The organism is Pseudomonas sp. Rh2 (assembly GCF_040762985.1).
Lineage (GTDB): Bacteria > Pseudomonadota > Gammaproteobacteria > Pseudomonadales > Pseudomonadaceae > Aquipseudomonas > Aquipseudomonas taiwanensis.
Genome location: NZ_CP142890.1, coordinates 4,975,314 through 4,989,115 on the forward strand (window position 1 = coordinate 4,975,314; position 13,802 = coordinate 4,989,115).

A 13,802-nucleotide genomic window follows, 5' to 3' on the forward strand; every position below is an offset into this window, starting at 1 on the left:
ATGCGCCTGATCGACACCCACACCCACCTGGACTTCCCCGATTTCGACCCTGACCGCCGGCGCCTGCTGGACGATGCGGCAGCGCGCGGGGTCGAGCGGATGGTGGTGCTGGGCGTGTATCAGGCCAACTTCCAGCGGGTATGGGACCTGGTCTGTGGTGACCGACGCTTGTTCGCAGCCCTGGGCCTGCACCCGGTCTACCTCGACCAGCACCGTCCCGAGCACCTGACGCAATTGCGCGACTGGCTGGAACGCCTGCGTGGCGATCCACGGTTGTGCGCAGTCGGCGAGTTCGGCCTGGACTACTACCTGCCGGCGCTGGACAAGGCGCAGCAACAGGCGCTGTTCGAGGCGCAGTTGCAGATGGCCTGCGACTTCGAACTGCCGGCCCTGCTGCACGTGCGCCGCAGCCACGCGCAGGTGATCGCCACGCTCAAGCGCTACAAGCCGGCGCGGGCAGGCATCATCCATGCGTTCGCGGGCAGCTACGAGGAGGCCCGCGAATACATCAAGCTGGGCTTCAAGCTGGGGTTGGGCGGCGCCGGCACCTGGCCGCAGGCGTTGAGGCTGCGCAAGACCTTGCCGAGGCTGCCGCTGGAGTGTGTGGTGCTGGAAACCGACTCACCCGACATGGCGCCGGTGATGTTCCCAGGGCTGCGTAACAGCCCGGAGCACTTGCCGGAGATCGCCGCGGCCTTGGCGGAGTTGATTGGCATCGATGTACAGCGGTTGGCCGAGGTCAGCACGCACAATGCGAGTGAATTGTTTGGCTGGTAGTGGCCGGCAATGCCCTATCGCCGGCAAGCCGGCGCCCACAGGCATTGCCCTCGACCCAAGCGAGGGCGGTCCCGCAGGACCGACCTAGACCCGAAAAGCTCCGATCAAACGCTTCAACTCGATTACCTGTGCCGACAGCGCCCGGCTGGCATCTTCGGTCTGGCAGGCTCCCTGGGTGGTGTCCTGCGCCGCCCGGTTGATCGCCACGATATTCTGGTCGATGTCATGGGCCACCGCTGTCTGTTGCTCGACGGCAGCTGCGATTTGCTGGTTCTGCTCGACGATCCCGCCAACCGCGCCGAGGATATTGCCCAACGCCTGCTGTACCTGGCGTGCCTCATCCACCGTGCCCGACGCCATTTGGTGACTGCTGCCCATCGCCTGGACTGCAGCGGCCACGCCGGCTTGCAGGCGCTGGATCATCAGCGCGATTTCTTCGGTGGAGTCCTGGGTGCGTCGGGCCAGCGTGCGCACTTCGTCGGCGACCACGGCAAAGCCCCGGCCCTGCTCGCCGGCGCGGGCCGCCTCGATGGCGGCGTTGAGTGCCAGCAAGTTGGTCTGCTCGGCAATGCTGCGGATCACCTCCAGCACTCGGCCAATCGCCTGGCTGTCGCCGGCCAGTTGGTTGATCGCCGATACCGTCTCGTCGATTTCCGCCGCCAGACGGTCGATGCTGCCTTGCTGGTGCTCCACCAGGCCTCGGCCATTGGCACTCTCACGGTTGACCTGCTGCGCCCCCTCGGCTGCCAGCGCCGCACTGCGCGCCACTTCCAGGGCGGTCGCGCTCATCTGGTTCATCGCCGTGGCCACCTGTTCGATCTGCTCACGCTGACCACTGACCGCCAGGTTGCTGCGAGCCGACACAGCCAGCACCTGCTCGGCCTGCTCCTCGACCGTAGCCACGGTGCGCCCCACCTGGTCGATCAACCCCCGGATGCGCTTGACGGTTTCGTTGAAGCCCTGGCCCAGCTCGCCCAGTTCATCGCGGCTATGGGCCTGGAAGCTGACCGTCATGTCACCGTCCGCGACCTTGTCCATGGCACTGCCCAACTTGCGCAAGGTGGCCTTGGTCGAGACGAAGAAACCACCATAGAGATAGAGAATCAGCGCAAAGACGCCCGCCAGCACGCCGACCAGGCCCACCATACGTAGGCGCTGCTCGCTCAGGCGCGCCTGCAGTTGCCCTTGCAACTGGGCAAGAATGGCATCGTTGAGCTGGTAGGTCTGGCCGATCAGGTCGCTGACTTGTTGATAGAACGTCGCCCAAGGCGCATCCAGGGTCTCGGCCACCACCACCTGCTCCTCGAACAATGCCGCCGCCTGCTTGACCGTGGCCTGGCTAGCCTGCGCGGCCCCTGCCAAGCCTGCCTTCACGGCCTGGTCCCCGGCCAGTGCATCGTCCAGGCGAATGGCATAGTCGGCGGCCAGGCGCTCCAGACGTTGCAGCAGGTCTTCGAACCGAGCGCTGCCGGCAGAGTCGATGAAGCCCCGGCCCAACGCCACGGCACCCATGGCCCTGCCTTCGCCCAGGGTCTGGGTGACCTGGGCCGTAGCAGTGCCTACCAGCTCGCTCAGCTGACGGACCGACGCCTGGTCGTCCTGGCCCAAGCCGGACTGGTTGACCTGCAATTTGCCAAACACTTGGGCAAGGCCCAGCAGCTTGTCGAACAACGCGACCTTGTTCTGCAGCGAGGACTCCACCCGGGCCTGGGCAAAGGCTGCCGACAGCTCCTCGCGCTTGGCCTCCAGCAGTGGGTCATGGCCTTGCAAGGCAAGCAATTGCGCCTGGACCCTGTCCTGCAGCGCAGCGATGCGTGACTCGATGTCTCCAGCCTGACCCGACTGGCCAAGTACCGCGTTGATCTGCAACAGGTTGCCCAGTGATTCCAGATCGCCTCGCAGCGCCAGGCTGCCAGCCAGGGGTGAAATACCCTCGAGTTCGACGCGAGTGGACTGGAATTGCTGGTAGGCATCACGGACCAGATAAAAGCTGGTCACCAGCATGGGCAGGAAGAACAGGACACTGATGAGGCTGAATTTCTGGCCGAAGCTCAGCCGATTCATCAATGCGATGGCCGGATAGAGCAAACGCTTCACAGGTCACCTCCATGGATTCTTATTGTTCTGCGAGATAGCACCAGGCCACTGGTATAACGCAGATCGAATCGGAGGTTTGTAAAGTAAGGTTAACCGATGGCGGCAGGGCCGCAGTGCAAGCCGGCCCCTCCAGGCTCAAACCAGCACGGTCCACAGCGCGAAGCACGCGTACCACAACACGGCGGTGCGCAACAGCAGCTCCCAGAGGCTGTCCAGACGGCCAAGCCCACGCTGACTGTCTTCCTCATCGGGAATGTCGTCGGCAACTCGACCCACTCGGGTCACCAGGTGCGCGGCACTGATGTGCCAGTTCAACAGTTCGTGCAGCATCAAACGCATCACGGCAACGAAATTGCCCACCAAGGCGAAGCTCACGGCGATGATCCGCACCGGCAGCCAATCCATGACATGTCGCAGTCGCTCGGCGCTGGCCTTCAATGCGGGCTGACCGCTGTGCGCGATGCTCAGCGACAACAAGCGGTAGGCCAGCGCGGCAGCGGGGCCGAGCACGAAATACCAGAAGATCACTGCGAAGAAGCTTTGGTAGGCCTGCCACAGCAAATACCCCTGAACCTGCACCAGCAAGGCCCGAGGCTCCTCGGCAACCAGGCCCAGGTCCCGCTCGGCCACATGCAACGCGGCCTGCTCGTCGCCCCGGCGCCAGGCGTCACGAAACGGCCCCAGCGCAGCCTTGGCATCTCCCCGGCCCAGACTGTAGATCAGCACCAACAGGTGCACCGGCATGGCCAGCAGGCCATAGGCCACAGGCTCCAGCACATGCAGTAGCAGGGTCAGCAGGATGACCGGTGCCAGCACCAGAATGGCCAGCGTCCACCAGGGATGGACCTTGCCGCTGCGCTCCAGGCGCACCAGCTCTCCCAGGAAAAAGCCATCGCGCTGCAGTCGATGACGCAAGGCCGAAAACTTCTCGACCCAAAGCACCAGCACCAACACCAGAAAACTCATGCGTTCTCCTCGTTTTCCTTGACAGCTTTTCGGTAGCGGGGCCAGTCGAATGCCGGCCCTGGATCGGTCTTGCGTACTGGCGCGATGTCGCTGTGACCCTGGATCCGTGCTAGGTCGATGGCCGGCCAGGCGCGGCGTATCTGTCGCGTCAGTTGCTCCAATGCAGCGTACTGGGCATCGGTGTACGGTTGGTCGTCAGTGCCTTCGAGCTCGATGCCGATGGAGAAGTCGTTGCAGCCTTCACGCCCATCGAACGACGACACACCCGCATGCCAGGCGCGATCGAGCAGTGACACGAACTGGGTAACGGCGCCATCGCGCTCGATGAACAGGTGCGCCGATACCGTCAGGTGGCAGATGCCTTCGAAATAAGGGTGCGCCTTGGGATCGAGCTGGTTCTGGAAGAATGCCTGGACATTGCCCGTGCCAAAGCAGGCAGGCGGCAAGCTGATGTTGTGGATAACCAGCAGGGAAATCGACTCACCTGCAGGGCGCGCGTTGAAGTTCGGCGAGGGGCAATGGGTGACGCCGTCGAACCAGCCTGTCGCACGGTTCAGTTGCATGGGGAGTTCCTGAATAGCAGGGGTTACCCGCGCAGTATGCCCTGCCACCGACACCGGGTGCATGTAAATCATTGTGACGATTGGCCAGCGGGCCGTTTCAGTGGGCGTGTTGCTGCCGCAAGCGGTCCAGGACAGTCTCGAGCGCCCGCTCGAACAGCTGGCCGTCGTCCAGCAGGCGGGCTTCTCCATGGCGCAGGGCTTGTGCCAGGCCCGCCGTGCTCCACTCGCGCGCTTTCATTCCGGTGCGGTTGGCGAACACCAGGCGGTCAGTGCCGTCGATGCGCGCCACCAGCTTGCAGCGCAGCGGCTCCTCGTCATCGAACACCTCGACCCAGCTGCCGATACGCAGGCGCTGGACCTGCTGCATGTGCATGGCCAGGCCATCGGACTGACGCAAGGGCGCACAGGCCGGTTCTTCGGCAATCGACAAGACGATGTCGTCGCCGACCAGCACCTCTGCCAAGGCCGGATCGTCGTCGACTGTAGACGGCTCTCCCCCGGCGCAAGCACGCAGGTGCAACCGCTCCAGGGCAAGGAAGAATTCGCGAGTGGCGGCCGAATCCTGCGCCACGCCCGCCAGGCCGTCGCGCAGGGCCTTGAGCAGCCCCGGCACCTGCTGCAACAGGCGCTCACAAGCCCGCGGCCCGTGGTGGGGGGCAATACTGGCCAGCAATGCGTCCAAGGTTGCCAAAGCGTTGACCCAGGCCAGGGACGCCTCGCCTTGCTTGAGCCATGCCAGCATCATCACCTGGCTCCATGACTGCACCAGCATCTGCACCACCACCTGCGGCCATACATGCCCGCGCAAGCGCTGATTGAGCGCCTGCTGCACCTGCTGTCGGGCCTGCAAGGCACGCGCACGGCCTTCCTCGGCATCGCGGGTGCGCTGCTCAAGCAGTTCGTTGCGTCGCCGTTCGTCCTGGTTGAACGTCACGAAGTCTTCCAGCAGTTCGGCAAACAGACCCACGTCGTCGGTGAAATCGTTCAGCAGCCGCTGGACGATGCGCTCCACACGCAGATGCAGGCTGTCGCGCAGGCCCTGCGCATGGGCATCCCAGCCGAACGAGGCAGCGGCCAATTCGTTGAGCAAGCGCCGCACGGGATGGCTGGGCCGGCTGAACACGCCCTTGTCGAGCAGCGCGACCTTCAGCACCGGTATATGCAAACGGCCCAGCAATGCGCGCAGGGATGGCGGCAAGTTGTCGTCAGCCAGGATGAAGTCGAACAGCAGGCCGACGAGGTTGATCATGTCTTCGTCGGCCGTGGCGATACGCCTGCGGGTACCGCTGCGAACACTGACACGCAACAACAGCTGCTCGAGCTGCTGGCCAAGGACGAAGTCCTCAGGCTCGTAGGTGGCCGGTACGTACTGTTGAAGGTGCGACAGCAGGCGCAACAGGTCGGCGGTGCTGATCGGATGGGCAGTCGCCACCGCTTGCAAGCGCGGCGCGAACCGCCCGCGTTCGGGTGCCAGCAGGCCTTGCAACGAATCGAAGAACGCCTGACCGGCCGCATTCTGGCCGGTAACATCCTCGCGGACCTCGGCTGCCAACGCACGCCGGGATGCCCGTTGCCGATCTTCTGCCCGGCGGCGCGGCGCAGGCTGCAGGTCGGGCAGCACGCCTGCCGCGGCGAGCAACTGGTTCGCCTCGCCATATAGCACGTCGATGTCACGCAGAACGTAGCGTTCGAACAACTTCAACAGCACCAGCTTGACCCGCAGCCCGACCCCCAGGCTGCGCCCGGCGTCGAGGAAGTAGCCGCACAGCGCGCCAGGCTCCAGCGGGTTGTGCCAGTCGTCCAGCGCATGGCCAAGCAAAGTCTGGAACCGAAGGTTCAGTTGCCCCAGCGCAAGGCCATCGCGCGACAGCACCCGCGCGATCATGCCATCGACCGCGGCGGCCCGCTCCAGCTGCGCCTGTCCGCGCGGGCTGTCAGGCTGACTGAGGCCAGCCAAGGGGTCGACCCGGCCCAGGCGCGCGAAGGCATCGTGGTAGATATCGAGAAAACCGCGCTCGATGCTCTTGCGCTTGAGCCGCAAGTCGCGCATCGCTTCGAAGTACAGGTTCTGGTCGAAACGCTCAGCGGCCTTGTCCGCCATTTCGAAAAGGGTGTCGTCGGCATTGTCGAACAAGTCCTGCAGGGCCTGGCGCAACTGCAAGGCAGCTTTGTCGCGTACCTGCAGCAGCAACATGGGGAGGCAAGGCAAAGGCGTACGCACGCCACGATCGATGGCCGCCGCCAAGGGCACCACCTTGCCTTCTTTTTGCATCCCTGACTCCTTGCTGGGTGTTTTCAAGTCTTAGCGCGAAAATCGTCAAAGCTATGACGCCAAATATTGGTCGATATTATCGGTAAAAAAGCGGGCCTCTGCCAGCATCCATTGCATCGCAGGGTAAAGACCATGGGTTGAAGCGAATGCTCGGCGCACCTGACCAAAGGTCACCTGCAAGGCGGCTGTACACACCGTCCCCCTGCCCTATAATCGCCGGCACCTAGCTTGTGGAGCCGAACATGCCGAACCTACGCCTCGCCGACCTGACTGCCGAAATCGAAGCCAATGTGCGCCGTGCGCTGCTGGAGGACATCGGCAGTGGCGACATCACCGCACAGCTGATCCCGGCCGAGCGCCTGGCCAAGGCCACCATCATCACCCGCGAAGACTGCGTGATCGCCGGCACTGCCTGGGTCGATGCGGTGTTCCGCCAGCTCGATCCGCGGGTGGCCGTGCACTGGCAGGTTGCCGATGGCGAGCGGGCCAAGGCCAACCAGGCCTTGTTCCACCTCGAAGGCCCGGCACGCTCGCTGCTGAGTGGCGAGCGCTCGGCGCTGAACTTCCTGCAGATGCTGTCGGGTGTCGCTACCCGCGCGCAGGCGCTGGCCGACAGGGTGAGCGATACCCAGGTACGCCTGCTCGACACCCGCAAGACTTTGCCCGGCCTGCGCCTCGCGCAGAAATATGCGGTCACCTGTGGTGGCTGCTACAACCACCGCATCGGTCTGTACGACGCCTTCCTGATCAAGGAAAACCACATCGCCGCCAGTGGTGGCGTCGCCGAAGCCGTGGCGGCGGCGCATCGCATCGCTCCGGGCAAGCCGGTGGAGATCGAAGTGGAGAGCCTGGACGAGCTGCGTCAGGCACTTGATGCCGGGGCCGATATCATCATGCTCGACGAACTGACCCTGGACGAGATGCGTGAAGCGGTGCGGATCACGGCGGGCAAGGCGAAGCTCGAAGCCAGCGGCGGGGTGAACGAGAGCACGCTGCGGGTGATTGCCGAGACGGGCGTGGACTACATCTCGATTGGTGCGATGACCAAGGATGTGAAGGCGGTCGACCTGTCGATGCGGTTGAGCCTGTAAGAGGCGGTTGAGCCTGTAAAAAGTCCAGATACGAAAAGGGGCTGCCTAGCAGCCCCCTTCCGGTTCGGTCGTGAAACGCCCTGCGATCAGTGCGAGGCGTTTGCCAGGCCATCCAGGTAGCGCTCGACGTCCAGCGCTGCCATGCAGCCTGCGCCGGCCGAGGTGATGGCCTGACGGTAAACGTGGTCTGCCACATCGCCGGCCGCGAACACGCCCTCGACATTGGTGGCGGTGGCGTTGCCGTCACGGCCGCCGTTGACCACCAGGTAGCCGTCCTTGAGGGTCAGCTGGCCTTCGAACAGCGAAGTGTTCGGGGTGTGGCCAATAGCGATGAACACGCCGTCGACCTTGATTTCGTCGCTGCTGCCATCGTTGTTCTTCAGGCGCGCACCGGTGACGCCCATGTTGTCGCCCAGCACTTCATCCAGCGTGGCGTTGAGCTTGAGCTCGATCTTGCCTTCGGCGACACGGGCGTTGAGCTTGTCGACCAAGATCTTCTCGGCGCGGAAGGTATCGCGGCGATGCACCAGGGTGACCTTGCTGGCGATGTTGGCCAGGTACAGCGCCTCTTCCACGGCAGTGTTGCCACCGCCCACCACCGCTACCGGCTTGTTGCGGTAGAAGAACCCGTCGCAGGTAGCGCAGGCAGAAACGCCTTTGCCCATGAAGGCTTCTTCCGACGGCAGGCCCAGGTAACGAGCGCTGGCGCCGGTGGCGATGATCAGTGCGTCGCAGGTGTACTTGCCGCTGTCACCTTGCAGGGTGTAGGGCTTGTTGGCCAGGTCGACGGCATTGATGTGGTCGAAGACGATTTCGGTCTCGAAACGCTCGGCGTGCTCCTGCATGCGCTGCATCAGGGCTGGGCCGGTCAGGCCGTGGGGGTCGCCCGGCCAGTTGTCGACTTCGGTGGTGGTGGTCAGCTGGCCACCGGCCTGCATGCCAGTGATCAGCAGGGGCTTGAGGTTGGCGCGGGCGGCATAGACCGCGGCGCTGTAACCGGCAGGGCCGGAACCGAGAATGATGACGCGCGAATGACGTACTTCGGACATGTCGAACTCCTGTCGAGCCGGCCGCACAGGGCCGGTATCGGTGTACCAGCTGCGCAGCTGAAATTAAAAGGACCTACGCAACACTTGGGGAAGTGCTACATCGCGCAGGCCCGAAACCTGAAAAGTTGAGCGCACTGTAGCGAGGTCGCAGAGATTAAGGAAATATCCTTCGACAATCCACCTCATAGGCATCCTCTATACCCCAATTTCGACGAAGGAAAACACCTGGCGCTTTTGTTACAGCCGGTTTCCCAACCACCGTCCGCCTTTCGTCGGCGCCGCAAACTCGGTAAGGTCAGCGCGTTTTCCCTCTGTGCGGAGTGTCCCGATGCAAGCCCCTGTCCTTTCCGGTCCCCAGTACCTTCGCGAAGGGTTGAAACTGGTGCTGAGCCCGAACCTTCGGTTATTCGTGCTGCTGCCCCTGGCGGTCAACCTGCTGCTGTTCGGCGGGCTGATCTACTTCGCAGGCCATCAGTTCAGCCTCTGGGTCGACGCCCTGATGCCGACCCTGCCTGAGTGGCTGAGTTTTCTGACATACATTCTATGGCCACTGTTCGTCGCCCTCGTGGTGTTGATGGTGTTCTTCACCTTCACCATGCTGGCCAACGTGATCGCCGCGCCGTTCAACGGTTTTCTCGCCGAGAAAGTCGAAGTGGTGGTCCGCGGCCAAGACACCTTCCCGCCGTTCAGTTGGGGCGAGCTGGTGGCGATGGTGCCGCGAACCCTTGGCCGCGAAATGCGCAAGCTGGGCTACTTCCTGCCACGGGCCATCGGTCTGTTCATCCTGTCGCTGATCCCGGTGGTCAACGTGATAGCGGCGCCTCTGTGGCTGATCTTCGGTGTGTGGATGATGGCCATCCAGTACATCGACTACCCGGCGGACAACAACAAGATGAGTTGGCAGGACATGCTCGCCTGGCTACGTAGCAAGCGCTGGCAGTCGCTGGGCTTTGGCGGCATCACTTACCTGGCGCTGATGGTGCCGCTGGTGAACGTGCTGATGATGCCGGCGGCGGTGGCGGGGGCTACGTTGTTCTGGGTGCGCGAGCGTCATTGAGCTCAAGGCGCCGCAAAGCGGCGCATCGCCGGCAAGCAGGCTCCTGCAAACCGCACGGGAGCCGAGCGCCTGACTCAGTGGCTGAGCTGGCTGGAGAACTGCCCCACCGCATCCACCACTTTCTTCGCCCCTTCCTGAATCTCGACGATCACCCCACCGGTATCGGCCGCCAGCGCCAGCCCCTGCTCTGCCTGGCGCTTGCTGGTGTCGATGATCTCTACCGCGGCCTGGGCAAGCTGCTCGTTCTGCTGCACGACCCTGGCGATCTCCTCGGTGGCGGTACTGGTGCGCGAGGCCAACTGACGCACTTCGTCGGCTACCACGGCAAAGCCTCGGCCCTGCTCGCCTGCGCGGGCTGCCTCGATGGCGGCGTTGAGGGCCAGCAGGTTGGTCTGGCCAGCGATGTCGCTGATGGTCTTGATGATCGAACCGATCACCCGCGACTGGGTGTCCAGCGCCTTGATCCCTTCGGCAGCCTCCTGCATGGACGTTTCCAGGCCCCGCATCACGCTTACCGACTGGGTCACCACGTCAGTGGCCTTGCGCGCGCTGGAGTCCGTCTCCAGCGACGTGTTGTAGGCAATATCGGCCGCCTGGGCCACCGCCAGTTCCTGATTGACCTGGTCGGTGATCACCGTGGCGAACTTCACGACTTTGTACAACACATCCTGGGCGTCGAAGATCGGGTTGTAGGAAGCTTCCAGCCAGACCACCCGACCGTGGGCATCGACACGCTTGAACCGGTCGGCCACGTATTCGCCACGACGCAGTTTTTCCCAGAATGCCTGGTACGCCGTAGAGTTCGCTTCTTCCGGCTCGCAGAAAATACGGTGGTGCTTGCCACGCACTTGCTCAAGGCTATAGCCCACCGACTGCAGGAAGCGGTCGTTGGCCGTTAACACATAGCCATCGAGGTTGAACTCGATCACGGCAGTGGAACGCATCAGCGCGTTGATCAGGCTCTCGTGCTCGCGCGACGTTTCGATGGTGCGGGTCAGGTCGCTGGAGTGCATGGTGAAATGCTTGATCCGCCCATCGCTGCCCTTGACCGGCTGCAGGATCGAACGCAGCCAGGCCTCCTGGCCGTTGCCACGCAGCAGCCGGAAAGCGCCGTTGAGGTGTTCGCCACGGGTGATGGCGTTCTTCATCCGCTCATAGAAATCAAGCTTCTTCACGTGCGCGGGGACGATCTCTTCGATATTGCGTCCTATCAACTGCTCGCTGCGGTACAGCATCTCGCTTTCGAAGTTGCTGTTGACCGCGTCGATGCGTCCCTGGGGGTCGAGCTGGAGCACGAGCATCTCGCTGTCGAGGCTGCACTTGACCTGCTCGATGGACAACAGGTCCTCGCGCAACTGCTGGATTTCTTTCTTGAGCTTTCTGTTGAACATCACCGCTCTCCCGGAGCGCGACCCATGATGGAATGCATCTGCATCGGCTACAGGTCCACGGTTCTTGAGCACTTTGCAACGAAATATTCACAGCGCCGGCGTCGCCGGAAATCAGGCGTCATCCGTGCGTCACTTCATCGTCACATGAGCGCAATGAAGCAGGCGGAAACTTTTTGTCATGAATATGCCAGCCCTTCGCATCGCCCTTGTCAGTGAAACCTTCCCACCCGAGATCAACGGTGTGGCCAATACCCTTGGCCACTTGAGCGAAGGGCTTCGGCAACGCGGCCATCAGGTGGAAATAGTACGGCCACGCCAGGCCGGTGATGGTCGTGACGAAAGTGACCAGGACCTGCTGCTGTGTCGAGGCTGGGCCCTGCCCGGCTACCCTGGGCTGCAATGGGGCGAAGTATCGATGCATACCCTGTGGCGCCGCTGGCGCAAACTGCGCCCGGACGTGCTGTACATCGCCACCGAAGGGCCGCTGGGGCTCAGCGCCTTGCGCGCAGCGCGGCGCCTGGGCATCGCGGTCGTCAGCGGCTTTCATACCAACTTCCCGCAGTACTCCGGCCAGTACGGGCTGGGCTTGTTGGCACGGCTGCTGACCCATTACCTGCGCTGGTTCCACCGGCGCACCGCCGCCACACTGGTACCCAGTGCCAGCCAGCAGCTTGAACTCGAGCGCCGGGGGTTCGAACGCCTGGCATTGATGGCCCGGGGCGTCGATGCCTGCCTGTTCAACCCGGCGCGACGCAGCCAGGCGCTGCGCGACAGTTGGGGGCTGGGGCCCCATGACATTGCAGTCCTGCATGTCGGGCGACTGGCCGCGGAAAAGAATCTCGGCCTGCTGCGGCCCTGCCTGCAAACCTTGCAGAACACTTATCCACAGCTGCGCCTGCGCCTGGTGGTGGTGGGTGACGGCCCACAGCGAGCAACCCTCGAGCAGCAACTGCCGGAGGCCGTCTTCTGCGGCGCGCAACGAGGCGAATCCCTGGCCGAACACTATGCCAGTGGCGACCTGTTCCTGTTTCCGAGCCTGACCGAGACCTTTGGCAATGTCGTGCTCGAAGCGCTGGCTTCCGGCCTGGCGGTGGTTGCTTATGACGAGGCCGCCGCCGCCCAGCACATTCGCCATGGTCACAGCGGCGCCCTGGCCATGCCAGGAGACCAGGCCGCCTTCATCGACGCTGCCTGCTGGTTGCTGGAAGAGCACGAAACCCTGCGCCGTGTGCGCCTGAACGCTCGCCAGCATGCCAGCCGTCAGGGCTGGCCGGCGATTGTCGAGCAGTTCGAGGCGCACCTGCAAAGCGCCTGCAACCAGGCGCTAGCGACAGCCCCTGCGCTGACGATCAAGCCAGGGTCGACAATGCCTCGCGGCTAAAGGGCAGTACCTCCGTCTCACGCCCCTCGCGGACCTTGAGTGCCCACTCGGCATCCACCAGCAGCGCCCTACCCACTGCCACCAGGTCGAACTCTTCATCGCCGAGGCGACGCAACAGCCCTTCGAGGCTGGCCGGCTTGGCCACTTTGTCGGTGTCGACCATGAACTGCAAAAACTCCCCCTCCAACCCGACGCTGCCCACGGTGATGGTGGGCTTGCCGGTGAGCTTGCGGGTCCAACCCGCCAGGTTCAGTTCAGAGCCTTCGAACTCAGGCTCCCAGAAACGTCGAGTTGAACAGTGGAAGATATCCACACCGGCTTCGGACAACGGCTTGAGGAAAGCGCCCAAGGCCTCCGGGGTGTCTACCAGTCGTGCACTGTAGTCCTGCTGCTTCCACTGCGAGAAACGCAAGATGATCGGAAAGTCCGGGCCGACCGCGGCGCGTACTGCCTGGATCAGCTCGATGGCGAACCGCGAACGGGCGGCCAGGTCGCCGCCGTATTCATCCTCGCGCTGGTTGCTGGAGGCCCAGAAGAATTGGTCGATGAGGTAGCCATGGGCACCGTGAATCTCCACCCCATCCATGCCAATGGCCTGGGCATCGCTGGCGGCCTGGGCAAAAGCGCTGATTACCTCACGGATATCGTCATGGGTCATTCCATGCACCAGCACCTGGCCGTCTTTTACCTTCTCGCTCGGCCCGTAGCCCGGCACACTGGCATCTGGCTCGGTACCCAGGCGGCGTACCGCGCCCACGTGCCAGAGCTGCGGCACGATGCGCCCGCCTTCGGCGTGAACCGCATCGACCACCTGTTTCCAACCCGCCAGGGCATCCGCGCCGTAGAAACGTGGAACGTTGGGGTAGCCATTGGCCGCCCGGTGACCCACTGTGGTGCCCTCGGTGATGATCAACCCCACACCTGCGGCCGCGCGGCGGCGGTAGTAATCGACGACGCCATCGTGAGGAACGCCACCCGGGCAGAAGGTCCGGGTCATGGGGGCCATGACGACGCGGGTCGGCAACTGCAGGGCGCCGAAGGTAAAGGGTTGGAACAGCGGGTTGGTTGACATGGGGGCGCGTCCGTCTGGGGAGGAATTGCGCCTGAGGTTAGGGGGAGAGGAAGGCCTGGCCCAGTATTATTGATCTGGGTGATTCT

Annotated in this window: 11 protein-coding genes; 4 read left to right on the plus strand and 7 right to left on the minus strand. The window is 63.5% G+C overall.

The genetic code is table 11. The annotated features are described in order from the left end of the window. Complete coding sequence (locus VXM67_RS22700) at nt 1-777, plus strand: TatD family hydrolase (RefSeq protein ID WP_023382302.1); 777 nt, start codon at nt 1-3, stop codon at nt 775-777. Nucleotides 778-861: 84 nt separating this feature from the next. Here the strand turns inward: VXM67_RS22700 and VXM67_RS22705 are convergent, their stop codons facing one another. From VXM67_RS22705 to VXM67_RS22720, 4 genes are all read right to left on the minus strand, one after another. Next, nucleotides 862-2,874 (minus strand): methyl-accepting chemotaxis protein, encoded by a 2,013-nt coding sequence (locus tag VXM67_RS22705; RefSeq protein ID WP_027907449.1) that lies wholly within the window; start codon nt 2,872-2,874, stop codon nt 862-864. 135 nt (nt 2,875-3,009) lie between these two features. Further along, a complete protein-coding gene (gene ampE / locus VXM67_RS22710) occupies nt 3,010-3,840 on the minus strand; it encodes a regulatory signaling modulator protein AmpE (protein WP_027907450.1) in 831 nt (276 codons plus the stop codon). Then, nucleotides 3,837-4,403 carry a 1,6-anhydro-N-acetylmuramyl-L-alanine amidase AmpD gene (gene ampD, locus VXM67_RS22715; protein WP_287170118.1) on the minus strand — a complete coding sequence of 189 codons (567 nt, stop codon included), beginning with the start codon at nt 4,401-4,403 and terminating at the stop codon, nt 3,837-3,839. The genes ampE and ampD overlap by 4 nt, the downstream gene beginning before the upstream one ends. Before the next feature lie 97 nt (nt 4,404-4,500). Next, nucleotides 4,501-6,675: a DUF1631 domain-containing protein gene (locus VXM67_RS22720; protein WP_023382306.1), complete on the minus strand. Its 2,175-nt coding sequence runs from the start codon at nt 6,673-6,675 to the stop codon at nt 4,501-4,503. Between the two features lie 242 nt (nt 6,676-6,917). Here VXM67_RS22720 and nadC point away from each other — a divergent pair, with 242 nt between their 5' ends. Continuing rightward, nucleotides 6,918-7,766, plus strand: coding sequence for a carboxylating nicotinate-nucleotide diphosphorylase (gene nadC / locus VXM67_RS22725; RefSeq protein ID WP_027907452.1), 849 nt, complete (start codon nt 6,918-6,920; stop codon nt 7,764-7,766). An 86-nt stretch (nt 7,767-7,852) separates the two neighbouring features. Here the strand turns inward: nadC and trxB are convergent, their stop codons facing one another. Beyond that, complete coding sequence (trxB, locus tag VXM67_RS22730) at nt 7,853-8,815, minus strand: thioredoxin-disulfide reductase (RefSeq protein ID WP_023382308.1); 963 nt, start codon at nt 8,813-8,815, stop codon at nt 7,853-7,855. Between the two features lie 328 nt (nt 8,816-9,143). Here trxB and cysZ point away from each other — a divergent pair, with 328 nt between their 5' ends. Continuing rightward, complete coding sequence (gene cysZ / locus VXM67_RS22735; protein ID WP_023382309.1) at nt 9,144-9,872, plus strand: sulfate transporter CysZ; 729 nt, start codon at nt 9,144-9,146, stop codon at nt 9,870-9,872. A 74-nt stretch (nt 9,873-9,946) separates the two neighbouring features. Here the strand turns inward: cysZ and VXM67_RS22740 are convergent, their stop codons facing one another. Next, on the minus strand, nt 9,947-11,263 hold the full coding sequence (locus VXM67_RS22740; protein WP_023382310.1) for a PAS domain-containing methyl-accepting chemotaxis protein: 1,317 nt from the start codon (nt 11,261-11,263) through the stop codon (nt 9,947-9,949). A 178-nt stretch (nt 11,264-11,441) separates the two neighbouring features. Between VXM67_RS22740 and VXM67_RS22745 the strand changes: the two genes are divergently transcribed. After that, nucleotides 11,442-12,644 carry a glycosyltransferase family 1 protein gene (locus tag VXM67_RS22745; RefSeq protein WP_027907453.1) on the plus strand — a complete coding sequence of 401 codons (1,203 nt, stop codon included), beginning with the start codon at nt 11,442-11,444 and terminating at the stop codon, nt 12,642-12,644. Here the strand turns inward: VXM67_RS22745 and VXM67_RS22750 are convergent. Next, nucleotides 12,613-13,716 carry an NADH:flavin oxidoreductase gene (locus VXM67_RS22750; protein WP_023382312.1) on the minus strand — a complete coding sequence of 368 codons (1,104 nt, stop codon included), beginning with the start codon at nt 13,714-13,716 and terminating at the stop codon, nt 12,613-12,615. The genes VXM67_RS22745 and VXM67_RS22750 overlap by 32 nt on opposite strands. Between the last annotated feature and the right edge of the window lie 86 nt (nt 13,717-13,802).